The 24,558-nt window shown below is 54.0% G+C and carries 24 protein-coding genes; 1 reads left to right on the forward strand and 23 read right to left on the reverse strand.

All coding sequences use genetic code 11. The features are described 5' to 3' along the window. Positions 1-51 precede the first annotated feature (51 nt). From E4O98_RS09025 to E4O98_RS09095, 15 genes are all read right to left on the reverse strand, one after another. Positions 52-387, reverse strand: a complete 336-nt coding sequence (locus E4O98_RS09025; protein WP_248134761.1) for a hypothetical protein — start codon at positions 385-387, stop codon at positions 52-54. A gap of 75 nt (positions 388-462) precedes the next feature. After that, positions 463-678, reverse strand: coding sequence for a hypothetical protein (locus tag E4O98_RS09030; protein WP_248134763.1), 216 nt, complete (start codon positions 676-678; stop codon positions 463-465). Between the two features lie 47 nt (positions 679-725). Continuing rightward, the gene (locus E4O98_RS09035) at positions 726-1,043 is read right to left on the reverse strand and encodes a hypothetical protein (protein WP_248134765.1); all 318 of its coding nucleotides are present in this window, start codon (positions 1,041-1,043) and stop codon (positions 726-728) included. Between the two features lie 96 nt (positions 1,044-1,139). After that, positions 1,140-1,643 carry an STY4534 family ICE replication protein gene (locus E4O98_RS09040; protein ID WP_248134767.1) on the reverse strand — a complete coding sequence of 168 codons (504 nt, stop codon included), beginning with the start codon at positions 1,641-1,643 and terminating at the stop codon, positions 1,140-1,142. Positions 1,644-1,739: 96 nt separating this feature from the next. Beyond that, entirely contained in the window at positions 1,740-1,991 is a 252-nt protein-coding gene (locus tag E4O98_RS09045; RefSeq protein ID WP_248134769.1) for a hypothetical protein, read from the reverse strand. 1,535 nt (positions 1,992-3,526) lie between these two features. Continuing rightward, a complete protein-coding gene (pilM, locus tag E4O98_RS09050) occupies positions 3,527-3,967 on the reverse strand; it encodes a type IV pilus biogenesis protein PilM (protein WP_248134771.1) in 441 nt (146 codons plus the stop codon). Positions 3,968-4,394: 427 nt separating this feature from the next. Continuing rightward, positions 4,395-5,711 (reverse strand): shufflon system plasmid conjugative transfer pilus tip adhesin PilV, encoded by a 1,317-nt coding sequence (gene pilV / locus E4O98_RS09055; RefSeq protein ID WP_248134772.1) that lies wholly within the window; start codon positions 5,709-5,711, stop codon positions 4,395-4,397. After that, positions 5,701-6,642: an ATPase, T2SS/T4P/T4SS family gene (locus E4O98_RS09060; RefSeq protein ID WP_008437359.1), complete on the reverse strand. Its 942-nt coding sequence runs from the start codon at positions 6,640-6,642 to the stop codon at positions 5,701-5,703. The genes pilV and E4O98_RS09060 overlap by 11 nt, the downstream gene beginning before the upstream one ends. Positions 6,643-6,652: 10 nt before the next feature. After that, positions 6,653-7,105 (reverse strand): type 4 pilus major pilin, encoded by a 453-nt coding sequence (locus tag E4O98_RS09065; RefSeq protein WP_171902656.1) that lies wholly within the window; start codon positions 7,103-7,105, stop codon positions 6,653-6,655. Between the two features lie 88 nt (positions 7,106-7,193). Beyond that, positions 7,194-8,333 carry a type II secretion system F family protein gene (locus E4O98_RS09070; RefSeq protein WP_248134774.1) on the reverse strand — a complete coding sequence of 380 codons (1,140 nt, stop codon included), beginning with the start codon at positions 8,331-8,333 and terminating at the stop codon, positions 7,194-7,196. Continuing rightward, the gene (locus E4O98_RS09075) at positions 8,323-9,882 is read right to left on the reverse strand and encodes an ATPase, T2SS/T4P/T4SS family (RefSeq protein ID WP_248134776.1); all 1,560 of its coding nucleotides are present in this window, start codon (positions 9,880-9,882) and stop codon (positions 8,323-8,325) included. The genes E4O98_RS09070 and E4O98_RS09075 overlap by 11 nt, the downstream gene beginning before the upstream one ends. A gap of 12 nt (positions 9,883-9,894) precedes the next feature. Beyond that, positions 9,895-10,467 (reverse strand): type IV pilus biogenesis protein PilP, encoded by a 573-nt coding sequence (pilP, locus tag E4O98_RS09080; protein WP_248134778.1) that lies wholly within the window; start codon positions 10,465-10,467, stop codon positions 9,895-9,897. Next, a complete protein-coding gene (gene pilO2 / locus E4O98_RS09085) occupies positions 10,457-11,788 on the reverse strand; it encodes a type 4b pilus protein PilO2 (protein ID WP_248134780.1) in 1,332 nt (443 codons plus the stop codon). The genes pilP and pilO2 overlap by 11 nt, the downstream gene beginning before the upstream one ends. A gap of 3 nt (positions 11,789-11,791) precedes the next feature. Then, entirely contained in the window at positions 11,792-13,606 is a 1,815-nt protein-coding gene (locus E4O98_RS09090) for a PilN family type IVB pilus formation outer membrane protein (protein WP_248134781.1), read from the reverse strand. Next, a complete protein-coding gene (locus tag E4O98_RS09095; protein WP_248134783.1) occupies positions 13,606-14,763 on the reverse strand; it encodes a TcpQ domain-containing protein in 1,158 nt (385 codons plus the stop codon). Before E4O98_RS09095 ends, E4O98_RS09090 begins: the two co-directional genes overlap by 1 nt. A gap of 204 nt (positions 14,764-14,967) precedes the next feature. On the opposite strand from E4O98_RS09095, the gene E4O98_RS09100 reads away from it, so the two are divergent. Further along, positions 14,968-15,441 carry a hypothetical protein gene (locus E4O98_RS09100; RefSeq protein WP_248134785.1) on the forward strand — a complete coding sequence of 158 codons (474 nt, stop codon included), beginning with the start codon at positions 14,968-14,970 and terminating at the stop codon, positions 15,439-15,441. Between the two features lie 12 nt (positions 15,442-15,453). Here the strand turns inward: E4O98_RS09100 and E4O98_RS09105 are convergent, their stop codons facing one another. The 8 genes from E4O98_RS09105 to E4O98_RS09140 all read right to left on the reverse strand — a co-directional run bounded on the left by E4O98_RS09105 (position 15,454) and on the right by E4O98_RS09140 (position 24,060). Continuing rightward, entirely contained in the window at positions 15,454-17,409 is a 1,956-nt protein-coding gene (locus E4O98_RS09105; RefSeq protein WP_248134787.1) for a DEAD/DEAH box helicase, read from the reverse strand. Then, positions 17,406-19,286 (reverse strand): hypothetical protein, encoded by a 1,881-nt coding sequence (locus E4O98_RS09110; protein WP_248134789.1) that lies wholly within the window; start codon positions 19,284-19,286, stop codon positions 17,406-17,408. Before E4O98_RS09110 ends, E4O98_RS09105 begins: the two co-directional genes overlap by 4 nt. A 110-nt stretch (positions 19,287-19,396) precedes the next feature. Then, positions 19,397-21,301, reverse strand: coding sequence for a type I DNA topoisomerase (topA, locus tag E4O98_RS09115; RefSeq protein ID WP_248134791.1), 1,905 nt, complete (start codon positions 21,299-21,301; stop codon positions 19,397-19,399). Between the two features lie 99 nt (positions 21,302-21,400). After that, on the reverse strand, positions 21,401-21,598 hold the full coding sequence (locus E4O98_RS09120; protein WP_153838938.1) for a CrpP family ICE-associated protein: 198 nt from the start codon (positions 21,596-21,598) through the stop codon (positions 21,401-21,403). A 177-nt stretch (positions 21,599-21,775) separates the two neighbouring features. Then, the gene (locus E4O98_RS09125) at positions 21,776-22,201 is read right to left on the reverse strand and encodes a hypothetical protein (protein ID WP_248134793.1); all 426 of its coding nucleotides are present in this window, start codon (positions 22,199-22,201) and stop codon (positions 21,776-21,778) included. A gap of 108 nt (positions 22,202-22,309) precedes the next feature. Then, entirely contained in the window at positions 22,310-22,774 is a 465-nt protein-coding gene (locus E4O98_RS09130; RefSeq protein ID WP_057726180.1) for a single-stranded DNA-binding protein, read from the reverse strand. A gap of 15 nt (positions 22,775-22,789) precedes the next feature. Further along, positions 22,790-23,329 (reverse strand): DUF3158 family protein, encoded by a 540-nt coding sequence (locus tag E4O98_RS09135; protein ID WP_248134795.1) that lies wholly within the window; start codon positions 23,327-23,329, stop codon positions 22,790-22,792. Between the two features lie 5 nt (positions 23,330-23,334). Next, a complete protein-coding gene (locus E4O98_RS09140) occupies positions 23,335-24,060 on the reverse strand; it encodes a PFL_4669 family integrating conjugative element protein (protein ID WP_060765247.1) in 726 nt (241 codons plus the stop codon). Positions 24,061-24,558 lie beyond the last annotated feature (498 nt).

The following is a 24,558-nucleotide window of genomic DNA, read 5'->3' on the forward strand; positions in this document are numbered from 1 at the left end:
AAAAAGCCCGACAGATGTCGGGCTTTGGGTAGTGCTGTGAATGTCGGAGGGTTATGGGCAAGAAGTATGAGTTTCTTCCTTGAGTGAGATGTACAGATAGAAAACGCCTGGCGGTGATTCTATGCGGTCAAGTTTTAGGTCCAGCCAGACTCGATCGGTGCTATTGCCAGCAGGCAATAAACGATAGAGGCCGAAATGGATTTGTGTGCTGTCAGGTTGCAAATGCAGTTCTCGGTAGGCCTCCAGGACAACATCGCCCAGTCGCTCACTGACAACACTTGCATCGTGTGGGTTTTCAATATGCACCGCTTCCTGCCAGGCCCGGGGGGTTAAAACGACCGGGAGTTTGAGCAGGTCAGACGACACGAGGTTAGTGGTGGTTTGCATGTTTATTTCCAAGTGCGAAAACCACCTGGCCCGTTCGGGAGATGGCTCCCGGCGGGGTATTGTCAGCTGTGTGATTTATGCTGTCTTTTGAAGGCTAGCAAGAATCGATTGGTACTTAGTCACCTTCTCGGCAGATAATTCTGCCCAGAACGTGTCACCCATCGTTTCCGCTTCTGCCCCTTGAGAAAGCCAGAGGTTAATTGATTTCTGCGCCTTCTCCATATCCGCTGCGCAAGTAGCAGTTGAAGGGTCTGATGCAGAATTCGCAGATTGTGTTTGAAGCGTGTCCATGTCGTTCTCCGGCTTCGAGAAGCAACCCAGTTCACTAAGGTGGCGAGTTAGTAGTATTCGGGATGAATAAGCTCATCTTCCAACTCCCAGCGCGCTCTTCGATATTCCTTGAGAAGTCCGTACTCCGTTAACAGTGGGCTGTTTTCGGGATTGAATTCATCTCGATGGTCCATCTTTGCCAATGTGATAACCCCATCCAGTACTTCTAACCAAAGATCAGTAGTAAGGGTGAAGCGCGGGTCATCATCGGGATGGAGCGCCGAGTTGCTCGGAAGTAGTTTATCCAGCTCGCTGTAAACACTAGCTTGAGCGGCTAAAAGACCAATTTCGGTCAGCAGCGGCAGTCGTTGAGGATTCATCATCATGGTTTATCTCCAGGGTTCGGAAATCACCAATCCCGAAGGGAGGCGTTCCCTTCGGTACGAATATTAAAAGGCGCCCAGGGGGCGCCATGATTTCAATCATGCAGATTGACGTTGTTCAGGTTCTGGTTGTCCATGGGCGTTATCCGAATCATCTCCAGCAGCACCATCCTGGGCAGGAAGGGGCTCAGCAGAGTCTTTCGGTTTGGCTTCATAGACAGTTACCCCATCCACCTTGATCCAGCCGATAAACAAAAGGCGTCCCTTGAGGCTTGCTCCAGGTTGACCTTTTTTATCGCCTTTTTCGTAGGTAAATGCGTCGGTCCAGATATCACCGATTCGGAAGCTCACAAGGACCTTCTTTCCGGCTTCAACGGCTGCTTGGCTGCGACGAGTCAGCTTTTCAGCTTCAGCGCCGACCACGTTGCAGTCGATATAGGAATACTCGGCATCATCCATCGAGCCGCGTAGTGCCGCAACGGTAACTGCCATGAATGGCTTACCTTTGCCGCGAGGTTTCACTTCACGGATACGGTTGAGATAACCGATACCAGTGGTGTGAAGGTCGAAGAATTTTGCTTCGTTGGATTGATTAGTGCTCATGGTGATTCTCCAGTTTCGAAATAACAGAAAGCGGAGAAACACTTCGCCCTAGGGGGGAAAGTGTTCCCCGCGAGGGTGGGTGGAGCTTAAGGTTGTTTAATGCATCAGCTTCATTGCAGCGATCATTACACCGACAGCTGCAGACAACATGACGCCCATGCGAGTGGTGAGCTTGACTTCAAGCTGCGAAATCTCAGATTTGAACTCTGCAGCAAGAGCAGTTAAATCTGCCTTGGTAGCCAAACGTGAAAGCATGTCGGTCTCCAAAGCTTCAATAACAGCATTTGCCTTCTGTTCCGGGACGTTAATCGAAATCAACGCCTGGTATAGAGCCAGTTCAGTTTTCATCAGACCTCCAAAAGTGAGAGGCCTGCCCTGACGGGGTAGGCCCGTCAGGGGGGGGAAAGGTGCTTCCATCGACTGAGTCGACTGATCGCGCTACCGGAAGCTATGGCGATCTTGGGAGTGGATCAATGCGGAAAACCGCATCGTAGTCTTGCGGATCCAGACTACTTGGGCATGTTGCTGACGACGTCAGCGATACATGTGCAGATCATGGAAATACGATTGTCGCTTGTCAAGCCCCTACCGTGAAAACTCTGAGGAAACCTTCCCATGGGGAAGGCTCCCTACAGAGGCGAAGGGCGCAGACTTAGCAAGTTGCTGGCACCAACGAGCGTGCAGCTGGCTTCTTACGCGGTTTCCGAGCAGGCTTTTCAACCACTCGGGTGTTAGCCGCGTACCAAAGGTTCAGGTCGACACCTTTACGAGTTATTGCCGGTACATGATCCATCTCACGTAGGAGACGCTCAGGTACGCAGGGCGGTGGAAGCAACGGAGCTGCTTTGGTATGGATAGCTGTGGGCGCAGCGCTGGTTTTCTTTACCGCACACAGAAACTGTCGCGTGATGGTGCCAAGCGCGAAACCGAAGCCATAAGCAAGTTTGGACATGGTGATTCTCCTGCAGGTTGAATGCGGAGAACCCACTGACCCCGTTGGGGAAGTGATTCCCCGCGAGGTGAGTTGCATAAGGTGCTTCCATCGACGATTGTCGACCGACCGCGCTACCAGAAGCTCAGCGGTCTTGGGCGGATCTGACACGAACATCGTGTCGCAGTCTTCAAGATCCTGACTGCCTGGGCATTATGCTGACGACGTCAGCAAAGCACGTCCATATCATTGAAGGGGGGATGGTGATGTGTCAAGCGGAGAGGGATATTTCGCGGAGGGCAAAGCAGATTCAGGTCGACAGGAGAAGCTACCGAGAGTAGCTGGGTCAACAGTCACTCTCGGATGTAGTAAGTAGCGTCTTTCAGAAAAAAATACCACCTGTGCGGGGCGAAGGCGTTGTTGATCCCTGGGCTGTGATCTGAACGTCTTACTTCCAACACCTGGCCGATTATCGTGGCTGAGGCCAGCTAGCATAAGGCACGCATCCGCGCACAAAGGGAGCCCTGCGTTTCGCCGGCGGGCCACCGGCCAGGAAAAGCAGCTACCAATAGGTAGCCTGATCATCCTTTGCAAGATGATCAGGCTACCTATTGTGTGAGCTTTAAAAAGTGTGGGCCACAACACCAGTGTGGCCCTTAGACTACGGTGCTTCGAATCTCAACAGAGCCCTATGTGCCTTTGAACTCGCAATTCACGAGTTAGACGGCTGCGTGTCTGGCTTGAACAGGGAGACACAGGGAGAGCTCTGAACCAGGTCCGCACGCCCTTCCCGGAGCTAAGCGTGCTTTGGGGTTGGTGATGAGGCAAGCCGCATCACCGGGCGCTACTGATGACCGCCAGTAGCCAACGGGGTGGAAACGTTGTTGTGATCATTATGTTGATAGGCCGGAGCTTATGCAACCCGGGGCCTTTCAAAGTCGGTCGACCCATACTAATTGACGGCGACGACCGCACCTTCGGGAACGGGGGACGAAATTGCTATACCGGTCGCCCCAGTTATCTGTGAAATCAGCATTCCTGAACGCTTTAAACCAACGGTAGTTGTCTTTGTCAGGTCTACCAGCACAGAAGGCAAGCCTGACGGTGCAGCCCCATCAAAATAAGTATAGGCCGTTCCTGATGAGATGTAAGAGCCAACGCCCACAGGTTTCACAAACCACCCAGGTAGGTTGAGCGCAGAATCGCTCGGTACCCCACTGAAGCCCGGGTTGGCCTGGGCATATTCGGTAGCGGCAGATCGGTACACCAGAAAGCCGCGACCCAGCGAGTCAAGGGTAGCGTAGTCGGATATACGTTGGTCCTGATGTTGGTTCTCCATGAAAATGCTGGAGGCAATGAGCACAACCATCAAAACGAGCCATTGCATTGTCATGATATGAGCTCCATCCACAGAATGGTGGTTGTTACCACCTACGCGTCAATAACAAAACTATTTCGTGAGGAAAATCAATGTTAAGCAAATTCCTACTAGGCCAAGCGCAATGGCAGTCCACTTTGCGGCTCGCTTGATGCTCATTGGTTTGCGTTGTGGATTAATTAATTCCATAGTGGCGATCTTCTTCACTAAATAACGGCCAGAGGGCGTTGGGTGTAGTTTGTAAGTAAAGTCGCCGACCTCGAATGCCTCTTTTCCTTCTAATGCGCGACGCCATAGCACAGTTGACCATATCCTGCTTCGGGTGCTTAGCCAGGTCTGTAATTCTCCAGCGCTATACTCAACGTTATTCTCAATCGTCTGCACTGCAATAATCCCCATAAACATACAATAAAACGTTTTTGAAATTTTATAAATGGATGCTTTATTTGAAGCAGCTCCAATAGAAAAGACCTGGCCAGGAAAGTCGAGATGTGGAGAGAAACCATCCACTTGCATTTCTGAAGATGTACCCAGTCTCGCTATCTCCGATGCCAAAAGCGCCAGTTAAAGAACATGACTTCCATGTAGTGTCGCCAAGGGAGCAGGTCACACTTCCTCTGGCAGGCGCCTGGCAGGTGCCCTGGATCAGCTGAAATTCCCACCCACCTGGTCTTTTCCATAAGCCTTGTTCGCAGGACAAAGTTATTCCCGCGGCGCTTTTTGCAAGAAGGGTTCGGTCACTGCACTGTTGCCCCTCGGTAGCTATGCCTCCCAGGGACAAATATTCATTTGTCTGAATGCGATCATAGGCCGTTATCTTGCCAGTCGAGGTTATCTTTCCACCCCATAGTTCACCACCGGTTGAAAAGTTTTTGTCGTTATAAACCTGGACCCAGTTGGGGCTATTTTGATAAATCCCGCCTCCCCATTTTTCGCTGTACCAGCCTGTGTCACCACGTGTTCTGAACCAACCACCTGTGCTGGTATCACCGGTAATGGTTGCAGTCGCGGCATTAACATTGGCTGTGGCGATGACGTTTCGAGCTGTAATATCGGCATTAGCTGTTATGTTGCCCGACGCTGTGATATTTCCTGCATTGTTAATATTGTGGTTTCCCATCGTGATATCAGTATTCATCGTGTTGAATTCTGGATGGTTGGGTACTGCGTTTCGATATAGATAGTCATTAGCCAACGCACCATCCATAAGGAAAAGTGCGCTGGCTGTATGTCCTGGGCCAGGAGCTATAGCATAGTTACTTAGTGCTACCTGCCATCCCCCCCTCACCCCCTGGACGATGCTCGGGTTGGCTGAAGAGATGAAGCCACCAGGTCCTCCAAGATTTTCAGCGATGGTTCGGATACCCATTTCTGGAATTGTCTGCCCACCAGTAGTAACCACAATTACTTCCAGTTGATTGGGGTTGGGTTTCCGGGCGAGGCCGAGAATGGTCTGCCCAAAGGCGTTAGTGGGGCTGAAACCTGCAGGAAGGTAGTTGGTGTTGACGAGCATCGGAACGGTTATTTGCACCGGTACGGTTGCTGCCGCGTTGGCCAGCACCACGCTGTAGTTATCCTTCAGATATTTGGCCAATGCCTCTGAAATGGTTCTCTGTTGATCAGCAGCAATTCGATAGCCCTGAGAGTCCATCTGCTTGATTTGCCATGCGATCGCCAAAGTGACGACGACGGAGAAAACGGCCAATCCGATCGCCATGTCCAAGCTCAAGAAGCCCCGCTGCTTGTTCCTACTGGTCATTCCAGAGACTCCTTGATGATTGGTGAGCGATGTCGTGATCGAGCATCGTGATCTTTCCTGCATGGACTTTCTCTCGGATGCCCGGTCCGTCATCGCCCGTGAAAAGCAGGCTCTGCAGGGTTAATCGACGACTCCCTTCGTTGCCGCTTGATAAGGACTGGTGAAGAACGGCCACTAACCCCTTGGAGAGCAGCTCTCGGGCGTTATTGAGTAATGGCTGAGCCAGGGCTGATATACGCTCAATGCCTTGAGTAACGCTGCCTGCATGGCCTGTGCTGATGATGAGATGGCCATTGATCGAGGCTTGAATTACTTGTGCTGCTGTCGAGCTGTCGCGAATCTCTCCCACGAACAGGAAATCGGCTCTTGTGCGCAGCGCTAGAATCAACGCCTCCTCGTATCCCCCCATCCGGCGAGAGACCGGAACTTGAATGCAGCGCCCACTGCCATGCCGACCATTCAAAAACGGTTCTGGGGGATCCTCGACAGCCACACAAATGCCTCCCCAGGCCTCAAGGCGAGCTTTCACCAGTGATGCAGCACTGGAGGTTTTCCCTGTGCCCATTTCCCCACAAATGAATATCAGGCCGCGAACCGTGTCACTCATCAGCGCGTCCTGCAGATAGTCGGGCAAACCCAGCATGTCCAATGGACGGATCTGGACTGAGGATTTGCTTACGACAAACACAGGCTTGCCATTCAAATCCAGCAACTGGGTTACACGAAGGACGACGCCATCTTCAATTAGGGCGAACTCTGGATCCTGGGTTGCCTTGTGCTTTTCCTCGCACTGCGCCCGTAAGCGCTCAAGGTCTGCCCGCCATTCGGCGGGCGCTTCAACCCTTCGTGCCTGCCCAGGGAGACCTTTGGCGTCGGCAAATCCATCGCCGAGGTACAGGTCGACGAATTCAGCATCAGAGATCACGCTCACACTGAATTCCTTAGTACGAAGTCCAAGCGATGGTATTGGCGTCCGAGGAGCAGCTGGTCGCAGCTGCCACCGCAGTGATTTCGCCGGCAATTGCAGTGCCGCCGTTGATCGCCGTCGTTGTCTGTTTGTCCTTGGCCATGTTTGAGGCAAGGGTGATGCAGGCATTTTTTGGCAGGTTGGATTCTGTGATGGTGAAGGTCATGCCGTTGCTCATCACGGTCACTGCGCCGTTCCAGCGGTTGGACAGGGCATTACCGTTGATGCTCATGCCGCCAGTTGCCTCGAGGTTGATCAAAGAAGGCGCCAAGTTGGTGCCTGCCGTGGCGTAACCCGTGGTGCTTTTCAGTCGTTTGGTATTGCTCAGCAACGTGCCGAGATTGCTCTGTTCAATAGTGACGTCCGAGCTGCCGAACGTTCTGTAGCCCATGAACACGATGAAACCAAGCGCCACCGCGATCAGCATCAACCAGAACATCCCGTCCAGGGAGAGAAACCCGCCTTGTTTTTTTGGGGTGTTAATTGGCATTTCCAGTACCTCATTTAGGTTTGGTTTAAAGCGTTGCAGTCACATTGCCGGCCAACTGGAAGATCCCGATCACTACCAGAATCATCATGACCCCCATGGCCATGGAGGACATGCCGATAAGAGATTTGGCGATGGCTTCGACGCGTTGAAGCGTTTGCTCCAGCCACCGGTTTGAAAACCGTTCCATCGACTCGGCGAAGCCTTTGCGGGTGGCGAGCACTTCCAGAAAATGCATCGCCATGGGGTCTGGGAATTGATGACCCGCAAGCTTCAATGCGGTACCGAAGTTTTTGCCGGCGCTCACTCCGTAATGAATGGCGCTCAGGCGCTCTTTCAACCATGGAGAGGCATTGCGTTGAAGAGAGGTCAACGCATCGAGTTGGTTGATGCCTGAGCGCAGCATCACAGCCATGTTGAGCAGAAAGATCGAACCGTGGAGTGTCTTGTAGACTGACCAAGGCGGGAGCCTCTCTGCTCGCACTCGCAGGATCTGGAGCAGCTTGTTCAACTGCAGCTTCCAGGATGGGCTGGCGGCCGTGATCTGGAGTCCGCAAAAAACGGGGAGAGTGACTACCGATATGAGGATGAAGACAATCACAGCTATCAGCGTCACAAGTCCGTAGTGGGTCACGAAATTCGATAGGGCGTAGAGGAAGGCCGGCACTCCGGTCCACGCCTCAGGGTTGGAGCGTCGTGTCATGGAGGGCACCATCCACACTGCAATCACATACAGCAACGCCGCCATGACGCTCCACACCACGGAGGGGAAAACTGTGGCTGATGCCACGAGTTTGCTAATCCGCTGACGTACCTCGATGATCCTCACGCAGTCCCGAAATGCCTGCACCAGGTTGCCGGTGTCTTCCCCGGAAGCGATCAGAGAGTTCTCGTCATAGGGAACCCAGCCTTCGCAGGAAATGCTCAGGGATTTCCCGCCTTTCACCGATTGCGCGATATCCCTGCATGCAAGGGATACAGGATGTAGCTTCTGGCCGTTATCGCTGAACGCTCTTGCCACCGTATGCAGCGCGTCCTCAAGCGACACACCATCCTCAAGGATGCCCATCAGGCTCTCGTAGAACTGGATTCTTTCGTTTTTGCCAAACTGCTTGGCATAGAAGGTCTCTGCCCAACGATTCAGCATTGCTCTGAAGTCACTCAGCATGAGCGAGCTCCAGGATTTGCTTGTCAAAGTCCAAAGGCCCCACCGTCATTTCGGCGTGGCGGGGGTCTACTAAGCCTTGTTTCAGTTTGATGATCGTGTGTGCGGTCTTGGTAATACCGCCCATTTCCTTGACCCAGTGGCGACGTGCCGCACTTGCACCCTGCCCATTGAAAACGCGCATGAACTCAAGGTCGGTGAGCAAAGTTTCCGCCACCACCGTGCGGCCGGTGATGCCCAAGCCTTTGCAGTGCGGGCATCCAGGTCCTTTGAGGTAGGTCTCATCAAGCGCTTCCAGATCGCTCAAGCGCTGCACCAGCGCACTGCTGAGCTCCCCGAGGTGCTCGCGTGCGGGTACGCGGCAGTGGGAACACAGCACGGGCAAGAGGGATTGGTTGACCACGCTTGTCATCAATGCAGGATCAGTAACCAGGTGTCGGTCTACACCCATGTCGATCAGTCGTTGAAGAGCTGCTACAGCGTTGTTGGTGTGCAGTGTCGTCAGCACCAGGTGACCAGTCATACCGCCGCGGAAAGCTGCTTGTGCTGATGCAAGGTCCCGGATCTCCCCATACATGAGAATGTCAGGGTCGAGCCGCATGGAATTGGTGATACCGTCATTCCAGGTTTCACCGGCGCCCAGCGGTGACTGATTGGCGAGGAGTGGATATTCAGGTGGATCTTCCATCGTCAGAATGTGTTTTGTTCCACCGCACTCTTCATGCAAGAGGTTCAGGTTTACCTGCAGCGACTTCGATTTGCCGGAACCGGTGGGTCCAGTGATCAGGTTCACCCCATAAGGCAAGCTGCGGATGCGGCTGAATGCATCAATTTGCTGCGTCAGGAAACCGAGATCACTAAGCGTCATTTTAGTTTTGTCGTCATACAGCAGACGCAAAACCATCAGAGGGCCATCTACGAGCGGCCGAGTGGCGACTCGGGCACCGAACAAACCGAGTTGGTCGACATAGGCGCGTTTTACCCTGGCGTCCTGGCTCACCTGCGGCTGGTAGTGGTCTTTCGCGACATCGCACATGCTGTTGTAGAGGGACGAGCAGAGCTCCATGCCCACCTGGCTCTGATGCTGTTCTGCCTCCCACAAGAGCCCGTGGATGCGAAAGAAGATTCGAGTGATATCGTGACCTACGACAAAGTGGACGTCGCTGGCGTTGCGCCGGTGGGCTTCTCCTAAAAGCTGCACTGCCTGGGCCTGGCGCTTCGTCTCGGTCGCCGATAGCGCTTTACCATTTGCATCATCATTGGCGCGGTAGAGTGCCTTGATCGTGCTCATCGAGCAGACCTTGACCTCAAAGTGGTGATTTTCGTGTTCCAGCTGGTCCTCGAATGCCATGACATAGGCATCCGTTTGGTGTTGGGCTGACACATACAAAATCCCATCGCTGGTTAGCGCACATAGTTGACGCAGCTCGGGTTTCAGCTCAAACGGTCCACCAGGGGCCGTCAGCAGTGTTTGGTGCGACGTCAGTAGGACTGCAGCAGACTCATCACTGTCAGGCTCTATGACATCTGGTTTTTCAGTCAGGATCGTCATCGAACTTCTCAATCAACGTTGGCCAGGGATCAGCCCAGGCGGCATGGGTGCTGATGGGGTAATGCTGGGGGCTGAATTGTTGACGTTGCTCAAGCTGGCCGGGGGCGTACTGGAAAAGCCGAGGGGGTAGCGCTTACCGCCACGCTCGAGGGTCACGTTTTCGACGGAGAGGATGGCCACGCGATAACCACCGGGTAACTCCCGAGATGAGGCATCTGCGTCTACTTCAAATCCACTGCTGTAGAGCAGGGTTGCACGGAGCCGTTTTGCTGAGCCGAATACCGCTTTCACGACAGGCAATTCAGACTGTGTATCACTGCTGTGGGCCGAGGCTGCAGCCGGCTGTGCGAGGTTTCCTTGAGAAAAAAACACAGTTGACGGCTGCGCCGTCGCACTTTGGTCTTCGCCCTTGATCGATCTTTCGGCCTTGGCCTTCTCGGCTTTGGCATTCAACAAGATCGTCTGGCTTTGAATCTGGGCCAGCTCGCCGACGTTCACCCCAGATAGTGTGTTCTCATCCGCCCAGCTCGATGGTGCCCCTAACGCAAGGATGGAGCACAAAAAGAACAGCGCTTTATTTCGCATAAAGGTCACCTATTACTGACCAGACAAGGTGGCCGGTCTCATATTTGGTTGTGATTTCACGCAGCCGTAAGCCTTGACTGGGTGCGCCGGACAATGAGTCCAGCGGGGTAATGCCAGTGGCATAGCTCAGCTCGAATTGCTTCCATTGAGGTGGTGGTGGTGGCGGCGGAGCAGGTTGACCGGGAATGGCTGGTTGAACGGGCACAACTACCGGTACTTCTTTCAGCACTGGGGATTGATTGAAGCTATGCAACCAAGAGGAGAGATTCGCCAACATCACGATGGCGTCTTTAAGAGGCTCATCACCAGCTGCGGGTAGCGAGATGTCGAATTTCAACGTGGCCGAGTTGCCTTCGTCAAAGAAGGCCGGCCGATCAGAAAAGTGACCCTGAGTCGCCTGTATCAGTTTGTCGGCCGTGCTATTGCCCGAGCGCTTATAAGAGGACAAGACCTGTGCGCCGTCGCAGACCGCACTGGTGAACTGCCATCCCTGAATGGACAGAGGCAACTGATAAATGACGTTGCTGCAGCCCTCCAAGAAATCAGCAACAGATGGACGTTTGGCCCAGGGGTGTTCAAGCGCTTGGGGCGGCTGCTCCATACCGGATTCTTTTTGCAGCCTGGCCAACTCTGCCAGGCGTTGCTGTTCAGCCTGGAAAGCCGCCTCTTTGGCTATTTGGTCCTGATGGCTCTGCCATTGAGCCCACCCGATGATGCCGGCAGCGATCAGCGCTCCAAGAATCGCCAGTTGCACCAGTTCTGCTTTGGATAGCCCAAAGACGAGTGGCCGAAGCCGATACTCGCGTTTCAGGTGCGAGGGCTTTAGTAGCTCTTCCACGTCCAGTGGTTGACCACCCATTTCGAACTCTGGGGGTAGGTACTCATGGTCGAAGTTGATGCCACGACTACGCTGTTGTACGACTCGTCGGCGCACCTCGGCACCTGTGCTGATCATGTCGCAGCCAGAGATCACCCCACCTTGATACACAGCAACGAGAGCATATTGGTCAATCTCGCTTTCAGTTTTCCAGGCCGCGATCCATGAGTCCCCCAGCTGTCCAGCCAGGGTGGCCGCGAGCGAGTACATCCCTTTGGTGACCTCCTCGCTTCGCGCTACAAAACCTGCCTGAATAATGGCTGGTGTTCTTCGAATGGCGACAATGTCGAGGTGGTGCTCACGACCGTACTGGCGCGCTTCCGTCATGTGACCGGTGACACTGCCCAGCGGATGCCAGCGCAGACCGGTGACAAATGATTTTCCTCGATACTGGAGTACCTGGACCCGAGCAGAGCGTGCATTTTTTGAGGTTTCCGCAACCATGGCTTACCCCTTGGAACCTGTGCAATGCAGCAGTGGGGTAGGGCAAGAGCCCCAAGGCTCGTTGGCAGCAGGTGAAATCACCGCGCTGGGGCTGCCTGTGTCGCTATCAACAACAGGAGTAATCAGCACTACGAGCACGCTGTGCCCTGTGGTGCGGACACGGCTGCCGCCCAAACCGAAGAACCCTGGATCCCCCACGCCCGACTTGGTTGCGTTTTCGCTGTTCTCTTCAAAGCCAGTCAGTACGAGGGTTTGACCGCTGCGCAATTTGACCTTGGGCGACAGGTTCTTGGTGTCGTAGTCCGCTGTCTGGACACTGGAGCCGTTGCTCGTAAAAGTGGTAAACGTCGGTTTGCTGCTCATGCTCAGGGTGATCATCAGCAGCATGTTGTCCTGGTCGATGATTCGAGGAAGCAACATCATGTTGAAGCCGCTGGTGATGGTCGCGGGGGTGAGCGAAGTAGACGATCCAACGGAAGCCGTGGTGGTTGTCGAGCTTGATGCGACATAGCTCTTTACGTTGCCGATCTGGATTGGTGCCGGCTGCAGATTCAGCGTGGTGACCGACGGCGAGCGAACGTTTGAGATACGGCCCTGTTCTGAGAGTGCTTTTATGATTAAGTTGGAGCCAGCCCAGGGAGACTTCGACGTGTCCAAAATACTCAGGGAGCCCGAAACCGCACCCGTGCTTATGCCGGTGGTGGCATTTTTCAGGGAGAAGCCCCATTTGTTGCTCAGGGACGTATAGACAGCTGTCCAGTCCAGGCCAGTCTGGTCTGTGTCAGTGAGAGTTACCTCGAAGACTTTGACATTGAACAAAACCTGACGAGTGATACTGCTGTTGATCGAATTCAGGTATTTGGCAACGTTAGAAAGTACTTCTGGTCGATCACTTACCGTCAGGGTGCCAGTGGAACGCGAGAGGAACATCCGACCTTGGGGCTGTTGGCTCAGCATCGCCTTGACGTTTTTTTCAATGTCTCCGATCAGCGAGGTCTTGATGGTAACGGTGGTGCTCTGGTTGCTGCCTGATTCACCCGTTGCACCTGTCGACGAAGATCCGCCGCCGCCACCACCGGAACTGCTCCCGCTGCCTGTAGCGGTCAGCAAGCCCGACTTCACTGTGCTTTCAATGACCTGGTCATCACCAAATGACCAGACGTCGAACGTCTTGGTGTCGAAGTAAGTGACATGCACGCTTCGATCATCGGAGGAATAATTCCACGCTAAGCCCAACTGGGAGGTCGATTGATTCAACAACCCTGACAGCTTGCCGCTGTACTTAATGGGGAATGTGTTGGGCGCAGTCAGCCCAATCGAATTCATTGAGCGGGCGTTGCTCGGAACATTGCCGATGACGCCGGCGGGCATGAAGTTGGTCAGGTTGTCGGCAGAGCCCAAACCAGGTGGAACTGCAGGTCCTGAGTTGCCCTGCGTCGAACTGGAAAGGACACTTGGGTCGATTGCGTCAGGGGCTACGATGACCGGTAAACCACATTCACTAGTGATGTACTGCGCGATCTCAGCGATCCCAACGTTATATGAGGGGCGATAGGTGATGTCGCAATCCATGGTCAGCGGTAAACCACGCTTGGCGACCAGCGGCTTTTTGGATACCCATGGTTTGTCGCTGAACACCACCGTAGCGCGCGCGGACTCTTGCTGCTGATTTCTCAGAAATCGGCTGTATTGAGAGGCTGTCGCAGCGTCATTTTCAGCTCGGCTGGCCGATTCATTCACACGCTGCAGCGAACAGGAACTCACCAGTGCGACGATAAGTGACAAGGCTGTGCTTTTGATCCAGAGACGAGCAGTCATCATTTGTTCCTCTCTGTAATAAAAATCAGCCGCTGTGAGGAGTTACTGTCGACCACATCGACCAGAAAGGACCGTGGAGCCGAGTCGTAGAGTGGGAAAATCGACCCAATGGCTTCTTGGAAACTGCCCTCAAATCGAAGTGGAGCGTCAATTGAGTAATCCAAATCATCGACCTGCCACATCAGTTTCCAGCCCGCTTTTGCAGCCCAGCCTTCGACGGTTTGACGAAGGGTTGAGCCAGTTGAAGCCGTCCATGTCTGGGCCAGCGGCTTCGGCGCTGCAATGTCCGTCGCAACCGGCTTTGGCGCTGCAGAAACTGCGGACGGCGCGGTGACCAGTTTCGGAGTTGAAGCGGCCTTGGCATCTGGGTTGCTGGACGAGGTCGAGGCCGGACTCTGAGTCGGCAAGGCAGACGTTTGTTTTGTAGAGCCATCCTTGGTAATCACCGTAGGAGGGGCCACGGTTTTGGCTGGTGCAGCGTTCGCCATAGGGGTAGCGGCTGATGCCGTTGTTGTGAAAGGCGCTGTTTGGGGAACGGCAGCGACTACTACTTGGCTGCCCGCATCATTGTTATTGCTCTTCGCTGCGATAGGCTGTGCAGTTGTCGATGTGTTGAGTTGAGCAATCTGAGTTGATGCAGGACGTGGAGAGTCCGGGAGCTGGTAGCCAGGGCGCAGGACGTAGCACACCTGACGGTTGACCTCGTCGACCTTCACCTGCCAGGCCGGACCTGCGAGCACCTGCAGGGTGTTACGCAGGGTCATAGGGCCAAGTTTATATTGGGCTGCTGGCAGTGGTCGGGTGTAGAGGATGTTGACGTGGCCAGTGTCTGCCGAGCAAAGCGTATAACCGGAACGGTCCACCACGTACTGCATCGCCTCACGCACATTTGGGTGCATGTTGGCTGGAATGCTGATGTCGATAATCTGAGCCATCAGGTCACGTTGGCCAGAATCTGGCAGCGTGCTGACGAGGGTGTAGCGGCCATAGCGCACTACTGGTTCTTTTTCAGGAACGGCGCCGCCAGGATAGAGGTCTGGCGTCAACATGTCCGGATTGCGACTACTGTCGAAATCGGGCTTGGGTGTCTGCGCCGTTTGGGTCGTGCAACTGGCGATTAACGCGAGCAGCGAGAGCGTGGTGACGTGCCTGATCATGTGCCGAGAGGCCCCCTGTAATGATAGGGGAACGGTGACAGGCTGGTACCAGCTGCGCAGTAGGAAATAGAAAACTGCGTCTATAGGTATTTATAGGGTATACAAAGATGACGCGGACCGAGCAGAAGGCCTGCGGAAAAAGCGCACGGATCTTTGTGCAATGACTTGGATAATCAAATGAATTTGAAGCGGAGCACCAATCGTATGAAGGGAATCTTGTTCACAGCATTAGCTACCTTGGTCACTGGAGTTTCGGCTGCCGAATCAATACTCGTGACGGCTGAGCTGACGCGTAATGGTGAGCTGGTTGACAAGTTTTCGGGGTACACAATGGATCGTGCCACTTTACCGTATCGGAATGTGCAAACAATTCCTTATAATAAGGCCTCCGATCAGGGCAAGATTGCTGTAGATAATTTGGAAGTCGGAACTGTTGGATTTGTAACCCCGGCCATTATGAACGATGAGAAAATTCTAATACGTTATAAAGTCAACTATGTTCGACTCCTGGAAATGAATGCGAGCAAGGTCGGTAAACTCCAAATAGATTTGCCACATACGGAAGTCTTCCAGATATCGAACGAAACGACAGTTGCCGACGGCGAGACCTTTCAGATACCAGAAAACAAAAGTAATGGTTCCAAGTATATTTACAAGGTCTCAGCCACTAAGCAGTGATTCACCGCTGCTCTATAAATTGGTCGCCAATGCTTGTCTCGCGTTGGCGGCCGCATCGGGCTCGATGAGGTCACTTGCTAACTGGCGCTTATCCAGCAGCATTTGCCAGAGCATGTGGTCGATGGTGTTTTCCACCAGCGGGATTTTCACTACGACCATGCGCAATTGCCCATTCCGATAGGCCCTATCCTCTGCCTGGTCCTGCAGTCCTGGCGTCCAGGGCAGGCCCAAGAACATGACATAGTTGGCCGCAGTGAGGTTGTTGCCGGTGCCGGCAGCGGAGGTAGTGGCGGCAAAGATGCGGGTTTCTGGATCACTTTGGAATCGATCGATCGCTTTCTGCCGTTTGCCCACAGAGTCACTGCCGACAACCGTGACGCACCCGTACTCAGCTTGCTTGCACAGAGTGCGAAGTGTTCCTACCGTATCCTTGAACTCACAGAACAAAATAACTTTGTCCTCTGCATCAAGTTCGCACAGCAGGTCCATTACGACACGAATCTTGACCTGCTCAAGCAATTGACGCAGTGATCCCAATCTGGCGAGGCTAGGCCTGTCTTCAAGTCGAATCTGATCGTATTGCTTGCGCTCTTCAGCAGTGAGCTCGATGGGTAACGTTTGGCGCTGTTTGCCCTTGAGACCGGGCAGGACATCCTTGCGTCGACGAAGCATCCAATCGCCGATTGCGTCCCGCAGATTCATGCGGAAATCCTGACTGCCGGCGAACTGTTCGCAGAATTCTTTCAAGGGCAGTTTCCCAACGGGGTGGCCGGATAGCCGTAGCAGCGTGTGCAGCTCAGATTCTCGGTTGAGGACTGGCGTACCCGTCAGCAGGTAGCGGTTGGGTATCTTGGCGGCAATGTCGAAGCCGTGACGTGTCCACGCGGCGGTCGGCTCTTTCAGGCGGTGCGCCTCGTCGATGATCATCACGTCAAAGTGTCCTGCATGCAGAACAAAGTCGCCCAGGCGTTCGTAGTTGGTGATAATCCATTGCGAAGAGGGATCAAAGACCTGTTGGCCGATTGTGGCCTCGGGATACACCATCTGGATTTCGCGTTGCCAGTTGATGATCAACGTCGACAGCGTGATTACCAAGATGGGCCTATCAGCTGCTCGAATTGCAGCGGCAATGATTGCCTGTCGAGTTTTGCCCAGCCCCATGTCATCCGCAAGCAAGGCGCTTGTGCGCTGTAGCAAGTGACGGATGCCTGCCGGTTGATGGTCCAGCAAAGAATAACCAGCCAATGCCTGGTTAATCTGTTCGGTGGTGAACCCGGTGCGCTCGATTGAGGGCACCGCGGCTAGATACACATCGGTTGAGGTGCTGTCATCAGCCGCTTTTACAGCGCGCTCTTGTGGAGGTCCACCAAGACTGATGCGGGTGATTTCATCAGCTGGAACAACGGATCCGTCGGTCAGCAGCTCTTGCACGGTGTCGAGGATCTCGAACTGATCCTCCGACATTCCAAGCTCCAGGATCAGGTTGCTTCGCACCACTTCCGCACCAGCGTCGATGCGCCAGGACTTGGAATGCCCGAGAAACACGCCGTGCATGCGCCTTGAAACGGCGACCGCGCCAGGATGGTAGTCACCTGACAGCAGGATCCCGCCCTGAACGAGTGGAGCTATCCGAAAGGTCAGCCCCCACGTGAATGCCTGCCGATCTGGGTCGTTTTGTGCGGCTGTGATTTTATGTGAAAACGTCTCCCAACTTTCATTGAATCGGTCCTCGGACAACTCCATCAAACGGTGGAAGAACACATCCAGGTCATCCAGCAACTTGCCTTTTGGTAATCGCCAATAGCGATGTTGAGGATGCTCGGCACGCCGAATATAGAAACCATTACGTTCGAGAAACAGCCGGTTCGCACCCTCAACGTATTGCATTAAGACCCCGAAGTCATAGCCGTCAAAAATGACTTTTTCGACCAGGTCCTGCCGGCGGTTCATCAGACGAGGACGACTCATGTCCTGCTCAATCGTTGGTTGATCCATTCCGCACAGGCCTGGGCATGCATTTTTTTCCGGTTTCGATTTGTATAGCGCGACATGGATAGTGTTTGGTCGGGCCATTCCAGGTTAATGGCGAGCTCACCCGATTTGATCTTTGCCCAAAACCATTGATAGGCCCGGTCAACCCTGGAGCCCGACTTAGGTGTGCGATTGCGGAGCCCTCTCAGTTGTATCGTCACCAGGTGTTTGGGAGTCAATTTTGCTAACGTTTCGCCCCAGGCACTTTCATCCATTTGGATTTCTGCAGAGGCCAACGATTTCCCGTTTTCGCGAACCGAAAAAAGACGGCAGATGCCCCGATAAGCACTGTAGTCGTAACCATCAATGCAATGGCCCAGCGCTCGATGTTCCGCATCAAGATCGGCGGGGCACTTCAGTTCGATAATTTGCAGCCCATTTGGACTCACGAGGGGTGTGCTGGTTGAATAAAGCAGCGGCTTCCAGGGCGTTAAAGAGTCTGTTCTTGTTTGTGGATCTACTGCATCTAAAGCCTCACGGATGTCTATCAACGCGAGGTGAAAGCCATTCACCAAGCTGGCGATCTGGTGATAGGAAGCAGTAGCAATGAAGCTTTTGAGTTTCTGCAGTGCTTCACCAGAAGCTGGTCCGTCGCTCTCATCAACGTTGTTAAAGAGCTCGTTCAGGTCTCGAAAGTCGTCGGCGATTTTGGACCAATTATCGTCCGACCAATCAGTTGGACACCCTGACAGCAGCCTGTTCCAGTCCTGCGTTTGATCCAGCAGTTGATACGGGATTTTATCCAACAGCGCGAAGAGAGTGATCCAGTGCGCTTTTTTAAGAGGACGGCGATTGCCCAGTGAGGCTCCCAGCAGCAGTCGATACCAGGGGCCTTGTGGCCCCTTGCGGCTGATACGGGTCAATGCACTGCCGGTATCGAATACCCGCTGTTGACCCAGGTAGCGCACTGCAGTGCGCGGCGCCTGTAGCAGCCAAGCCAGTGTGTCGGAAAGGGGGAGGCCCGCGTCGGCTATGCGACCTAGCAGGCACTCTTCAGCGGAAATCAAATAACGGTCCTCACTCCAGTATGGGCGCCACGCCTGAAGTTCATCCCATGGGCAGTTCATGTATACCTGCTGCTGCCCATCCCACGGCCACGGCCATTGATCTGCTAGTACCAGAAGTGGAATCAGTACTGGCTGGGCTTTTAGGGCCTGAAGGCGGCGTTTTCGGTCACCTTGAGCCAGCCAGTTATAGAGCTTGGGTGAGGGACATTGCGCTGAACGAATGGCGAATAAAAGCTCTTGGTCCAGACACTGGCAAAACTGCTTCAGCGTGCTGCCAATCTGCTTCAGGTAAAATCGGGTGCGGGGATTGAAGTACCGATTGTTGCTCGCCGTCCAATCGAAGCCGCGGCGATTAAAGCTTCCTAGATCTTCAATCGAAAGGGCTTTCGCCCTCTCTCCAGCCGACTTGCAGAAGGAGGTCAGTAGAACGTCTGCATACCAGCGTTTTTCAAACCTGAGCAGTAGCTGCTGGGCCACCATTGCGGTGGGTTTTCTCTTATGCACGCGGTCCTTGCTGAAGATTTTGCAGGCCTTAACCTGATGACCATCGAAGTACTGAAGGTGATCGCCGATTCTGGCCAGGACCGGCCGTGTTTGATCATCTGTAGAGGGCAGGGCTACGCACCAGCAACGAGTATGGACAGTGGAACTCAGATAGGTATCGATGAAGGAGGTCAGCTGGGAGGGCGGTACGTTAAATTGTAAAGCCCAGGTCTGGGCGACTTCAATTTGCCGGTCTGAGAACTTCTCCAGCTTCGGCGCTAAGAGGCGCAGCCCCACCACCGATTGTCTCTTCTGTACGCTCACCCATGACCTCCTCTGCAATTTCGCAGAGGACTGTCAGGTATAGGAATGGTGGGCTTCTAGGGTTAATGCGTAACGGCGTTGTCGGTGATTTATATCGGCAATGGCAGAAGTCACACCCCTCTGGGTTTATTGAGATCTGGTTTGCCATTCAAGTTTGGAAAACTCACCTTGCATCCATTCGATTTGAAGCCTGTACAACCCCAAAAGTCATAGCCACCGTCCCCTTTTTTCTGTCGCCTTGCGAGGGGCTGATTGCACTTTGGACAGTTGAAAGCGCCACCTGCTGTGGCTGGGCGTGGAGCGGACGCCATCGGCACACTCGGCATTCCACGTTGCTGAGTCAGTTCCACTTCCAGGCGTCTATGCAGACGCCCAACGACAGCTCCATAGGTGTCTTGGCCCTGGGCGATTTTGTCCAAATCGCGCTCCAGCTCCCTCGTAAAATCGAGCTCCACGAAACTGAAGAACCCTTCCAGCTTCGCGATTGTTTCCTCCCCCAGCGGCGCCGGTACCAGCTTGCGGCTTTTTTCCTCAATCATTCCTTTGCTGGTGATGTTCTTCAAGATCGAGGCGAACGTACTGGGACGACCAATACCGCGGCGCTCCATTTCTTTGATTAGACTGGCCTTGGTGTAGCGGGATGGCGGCTGAGTTTTCTTCTTCAGCAGTTCTCCGTTGTGCACAGAGAGGATCTGTTTTGGTGTGAGTGCAGGAACTGGGTTGCTCGCTGCTGCATCTTCCTCATCGTCTGTGTCATCGCCCTTGAGCAGTTTCCGCCACCCAGGATGAAAAAGGGTTTCACCAGTTGCATTGAATCGCAAAGCCTTACCATTTGGGCCAACCGCGAGCAGTTTTACAGCACGCACGTCGAATACCGCCGCTTCGATCTGGCTGGCCAGCGCCCGGACCCAAATCAACTTGTACAGGGCGAGCTCCTCGTCGTTCTCACCAGCTTTTGTATCAGCCCAATGCGTCGGGGTAATAGCGGGGTGGCCTTCCTGCGCGCCTTCGGCGGCCTTGAATGTACGTCGCTCGTCGACGGTCTTCAATCCGATAGATCTAGCTACGGTTCTAATATCCTCCATGGCCTCGTCTGGTACGTTGGGATTATCCGTCCTGTGGTAGGTGATCACGCCTTGTTCATACAATCGCTGGGCGACTTGCATGGTCTTGTCCGGGTCCCATTTCAAGGCGTTGCTGGCTGCTTGTTGAAGGGTGGAAGAGATGAAGGGCGCGGGTGGGTGGCGCTCGGCCTTGCGGTCTTCACAGGACTCGACGACGACATTACGTGTGCCGGCGACGAGTTGGGCCAGGTTGGCATCTTGAACGTAAGGAAAGTCTTTGCTCGCGAAATCCGGTACCGGTTGCCAATCCGCATACCAGGTGGTGCCCTGATTCATATCCACACAGTTCAGACGCACACCGAAGTGGTTGATTACCTGAAAGTTGCGGATCTCGCGCTCGCGCAAAACCACCAAGTATACGGCAGGCGATTGCACGCGGCCTGCAGAGGTGGGCTTGCCCATCAGTCGGCGTAGCTCCTGAGTCACCAGGTAACCCACCAAACGATCAAGTACACGCCGGCATTCTTGTGACGCGACTCTGTTCAAATCGATTTGGCGAGGATTGGCTAGAGCCTCTGCGACACGCTTCAGGGTGATTTCATTGAAGGTGATGCGTTTGTAGGTTTTGACTGCCAGTACCTGCTGGATGTGCCAGCTGATGCTTTCACCTTCGCGATCCGGGTCGGTTGCGAGGTAGATTTCATCGGCCTGTTTAGCTGCGGCCTTGATGGTCCGCACGGCCTTGGCGCTCTTATCCAGGATCTCGTACACCGGTGTGTAATTTTTGCGGACACCTGTGGTGATCATGCTGTCGTCCTGCCCTCTGGCCGGCAAGTCACGTATGTGCCCACCACTGGCGACAACCAACCAGTCTTCGCCTGGGCGCAGCTTCTTCATCATTGGCTGAAGCTTTTTCAGCTTCCCAGGTGCCTCGATGATCAATAGCTTCACGGTGTGCCCCTTCTCAATTATGCAGAGAGGGACTGTCACGTCATGGCAGGTAGGGCTTCAATGGGAAATGGTCAATGCACAACGGGAGGCTTTTAGCGGCTAGAGGTTCAGCGTCAGCTGCTGTTCCTGGGCAAAGCCCTTTAGCCACGATGCGCGCATCGCAGGATGGTGGTAAGGGCAGTCATACACCCGTAGCCCTTTTCGGGCGGCGTCAGCACCGGCTGTTTGAACGGCAGTATGAGGGTTATTGAATTGCCGCCTATCTGCTGGTTTCAAAGAAGTTCGAGATTGCGCCATTGGCTATCGGTCCCCGAAGAACAGATCTATCAGACTGTAACATCACGAATAGGGCATTTTCTGCCTCAAAAACGGAAGTTTTAAACTTCTATGCTTGAGATAGCCGAATGGAAGTGTGACTCAACCTGAAAGTTAACGAATGGCGCGATTTTTTGCCAACCAATTGGCGGTTTGATGTCAATTCGAAGCTGGCTCGTCCGTCCAGTTCGCAACTCTGATCCACGCGATGAAGTCCTGAGTGGATTGTCCGCTTTGAACACGTAGTTGTTCCAGCTTGCCGTATAAGTGTTCAGTCATTTCGTCGTCGTCGTCAAAGTCGACGCGGTATTCAGTATCTAAACGGTATTCATCGAGCAAGGTGTTGATAAATCGGCGGGCTTGCCAGGTATCAAGGTCTGTCTCTTCACGGCCCCCCATCAGATACTCTCCCGTTCGCCACCCAACTGGAGCCCATGATGCTCGGTTTAGGTCCAGGGTGAGCCCGTAGTAGTCCGGAGCATTCACCTCGCTTTCATCAAAGTAAGTCCAGTACATACGGCCTAAAGTTGGGTGCTCTGCGCCTATGACAACGTACCCTGTTGGGTCCCTCAAAACTTCATCCATCGGCACGTCCTAATTTGTAGTGGTCCCTATGAGGTCGGGGGAAACGATGAGCAGTTTCCCCCAACACCGACAGCTGCACGAATGGGCCGAAAAATTAAGCCCCTGTTTTCAGAATTGCGGTGGATCGGTATCTGGATATTCATCCGGGCCTGGAGCTGGCTGCGGCCGCGATTCGGGTCTGTTGGACTGTTGGGAATTCTGGTTTTGCGAAGGCGCCAGATTCACCATGGTCACGCGGTGCGGCAGCATGCCGACCCGGCTGGCCTGAATTTTCAAAGCTTCGAATTCACCTTCGTCGTTCTTCCAACGGTCCATGACGGCGCGACCGGATACCAGCACTCGCATTCCTTTCTGGAACAGTTGCGAATAATGCTCGGCGTCCTTGTGCCACCACTCCACGTTCGCCCAAAAACCGCCACGATCTTCGTAGCCGCCTTTGCCATCCGGAATCGAGTTGTCGAAGTAAACGTTGGCTCGCATAAGTCGACGTGGGTCTTTATTGCCGTTGGGGAATTCTTTGAATTCCGGTGCAGAACCGATATTGCCTTCCCAGCCTTGTACGGGCGTGCCCATGAGTATTCTCCGAGGTTATTGGTGTTGCGTTGGGTTGTTGAGCTGCTGCAGGCGAGCGGTATACACGGCCTCTGCCTGGCCCATTTTTTCTGCGCACTCGGCGGCCTGTTTGGTGATCGAGTGCAGCAAACTCATTTGCATGTTCAAGGTGATGCGCTGCAGCTCCATCACGTAAAGATCCTGCAGCATGGATTCCGGTGTTCTGGGTGAACCCATCATTTCTGCCCAAACTCCGACGCCCATCCTCCGATCTGTCACCAGCTGCCATCTCAAAAACTGGGTACCGGCTTGGGTGTTTTGCTCAGTCAACCGCACTGGAACAAGGGTGAATGGATATCGGCGGGCCTGGATCAGTACTTCCTGGGCAAGAGCTTTTAAGTCCGATTCTTGAGCTCGGCAAAGATCGGCAAATTGGGTCAGCTCCCCCTTACCTTTAAAAGGCTTTAAAAGGCCTTTTAGTGAGGCAGCCTGTTGCAGTCGCTGAAAGGCTTCCTGTTGCAGTGGCCGGAAGGCGGTCTGTTGCAGCGACCCATCATTGGAGGGAATCTGGCCCATGCTCTTCAACCCTCAACGGAGTCATCGAGATGATCATCCGTCTCGGTTTGCTGCTGACCGCGGATGATCGGTGGCGCGAAATTCGAACGGCGGGTGCCTTCCAGGATGTCCTGTGGCAGCTCACCATACCGCTCGTACATTTTGCGGGCTGCTTCAGCCTTGGCATTGTTTGCCGCGAAGTCGTCGCGAGCAGCGCCTGAGTACTTATAGATCTGGGCCAGGCCAAACAGTCTCCGTAGTACCGCTGCGCCTTCATCGATCCAGGTTTCCATATCGTGTCGCCCGACAAGGCCAACGTGCTGGGCCAGCAGAATGCGTCTGACAATTTCGTCGTAGTTCGTCAGGAGGTACACAGCCTGAAATCCCAGGGGATTGGAGATGTAAAGCGGGAGGCTGACAGGCTGGATCGACAGGTTTTCGCTAATGCTGATGGCCGGCGGAAGGGAGGCCATGGCTGTGTCCAGGCGATCTTCGATGGTCTTTAACGCTTCCTTGGAATCGTTGATCTTCTCTTCGAGGAGGATCATCCACCAGTCAGAGTAGGGATCATCTTGTTGGGCGCCACGAGACATCCGATTGACGACAGTGCAGAACCCTGACAGACCGATGATGCCGGCTTTGAGATCATTTTTAGGGCGCCCCATCCATATACGAGCGGCATGGTGAGTGTGAAGGGTGAGCTTCACATCGCTGCGCAGTGAACCGATGTTGAGCCGGAAGTTATCAGCCATGGTGCAGTGTTTCCTTGGGAAGAGGATTGACGTACCCATGCTGCAATTTGGCTATAGGCGACGCAGCATTAAATGCGTAGCCCGATGGAAGGGGATTTGTTGAGGCTTCTATATATAGGAAGAGCTGTAACTCGCCAGTGAGCTGATAGCCACCACCGATTTCGGACTCCTTCATTGCGGTGCGGGCCGAATCACTTGCAGAGCTGCCCAACCGATGCTGAATCCTGCCAAGGTGTTGCGGGCCGCAACACTAATATGGCTACCACCTCCGGTGCCGGATCTTGTCAGGGTGTTGTGGGCCACAACACTTGCTGTGTCCCCGGCACCGATATCGGAGCCTGTCGAGGGCGATGCGGGCCGAATCACTTGTGTGACTGTTAGCAACGATCCGGGAGTCTGCCGAGGTGATTCGGGCCGAATCGCTCGCGTGACTGCCAGCAACGATCTCGGATGTTGGCTGGGTGACGTAGGCGACATCACTTGCAGGAAGTTCACCAC

It is taken from the genome of Pseudomonas sp. W2Jun17 (assembly GCF_023127795.1).
Classification (GTDB): domain Bacteria; phylum Pseudomonadota; class Gammaproteobacteria; order Pseudomonadales; family Pseudomonadaceae; genus Aquipseudomonas; species Aquipseudomonas synxantha_A.

Coding starts and splice junctions, on each gene's coding strand:
- E4O98_RS09040 (WP_248134767.1), bottom strand. CDS start 1,643: ATGAGCACTAATCAATCCAACGAAGCAAAATTCTTCGACCTTCACACC.
- pilV (WP_248134772.1), bottom strand. CDS start 5,711: ATGACCAGTAGGAACAAGCAGCGGGGCTTCTTGAGCTTGGACATGGCG.
- E4O98_RS09095 (WP_248134783.1), bottom strand. CDS start 14,763: ATGATCAGGCACGTCACCACGCTCTCGCTGCTCGCGTTAATCGCCAGT.
- E4O98_RS09035 (WP_248134765.1), bottom strand. CDS start 1,043: ATGATGATGAATCCTCAACGACTGCCGCTGCTGACCGAAATTGGTCTT.
- E4O98_RS09075 (WP_248134776.1), bottom strand. CDS start 9,882: ATGACGATCCTGACTGAAAAACCAGATGTCATAGAGCCTGACAGTGAT.
- E4O98_RS09045 (WP_248134769.1), bottom strand. CDS start 1,991: ATGAAAACTGAACTGGCTCTATACCAGGCGTTGATTTCGATTAACGTC.
- E4O98_RS09105 (WP_248134787.1), bottom strand. CDS start 17,409: ATGAGTCGTCCTCGTCTGATGAACCGCCGGCAGGACCTGGTCGAAAAA.
- E4O98_RS09100 (WP_248134785.1), top strand. CDS start 14,968: ATGAAGGGAATCTTGTTCACAGCATTAGCTACCTTGGTCACTGGAGTT.
- E4O98_RS09025 (WP_248134761.1), bottom strand. CDS start 387: ATGCAAACCACCACTAACCTCGTGTCGTCTGACCTGCTCAAACTCCCG.
- E4O98_RS09135 (WP_248134795.1), bottom strand. CDS start 23,329: ATGGGCCAGATTCCCTCCAATGATGGGTCGCTGCAACAGACCGCCTTC.
- E4O98_RS09070 (WP_248134774.1), bottom strand. CDS start 8,333: ATGCTGAGTGACTTCAGAGCAATGCTGAATCGTTGGGCAGAGACCTTC.
- E4O98_RS09125 (WP_248134793.1), bottom strand. CDS start 22,201: ATGGATGAAGTTTTGAGGGACCCAACAGGGTACGTTGTCATAGGCGCA.
- E4O98_RS09140 (WP_060765247.1), bottom strand. CDS start 24,060: ATGGCTGATAACTTCCGGCTCAACATCGGTTCACTGCGCAGCGATGTG.
- pilP (WP_248134778.1), bottom strand. CDS start 10,467: ATGCGAAATAAAGCGCTGTTCTTTTTGTGCTCCATCCTTGCGTTAGGG.
- E4O98_RS09090 (WP_248134781.1), bottom strand. CDS start 13,606: ATGACTGCTCGTCTCTGGATCAAAAGCACAGCCTTGTCACTTATCGTC.
- pilO2 (WP_248134780.1), bottom strand. CDS start 11,788: ATGGTTGCGGAAACCTCAAAAAATGCACGCTCTGCTCGGGTCCAGGTA.
- pilM (WP_248134771.1), bottom strand. CDS start 3,967: ATGACAATGCAATGGCTCGTTTTGATGGTTGTGCTCATTGCCTCCAGC.
- E4O98_RS09120 (WP_153838938.1), bottom strand. CDS start 21,598: ATGGCGCAATCTCGAACTTCTTTGAAACCAGCAGATAGGCGGCAATTC.
- E4O98_RS09030 (WP_248134763.1), bottom strand. CDS start 678: ATGGACACGCTTCAAACACAATCTGCGAATTCTGCATCAGACCCTTCA.
- E4O98_RS09065 (WP_171902656.1), bottom strand. CDS start 7,105: ATGCTGATCGCGGTGGCGCTTGGTTTCATCGTGTTCATGGGCTACAGA.
- E4O98_RS09130 (WP_057726180.1), bottom strand. CDS start 22,774: ATGGGCACGCCCGTACAAGGCTGGGAAGGCAATATCGGTTCTGCACCG.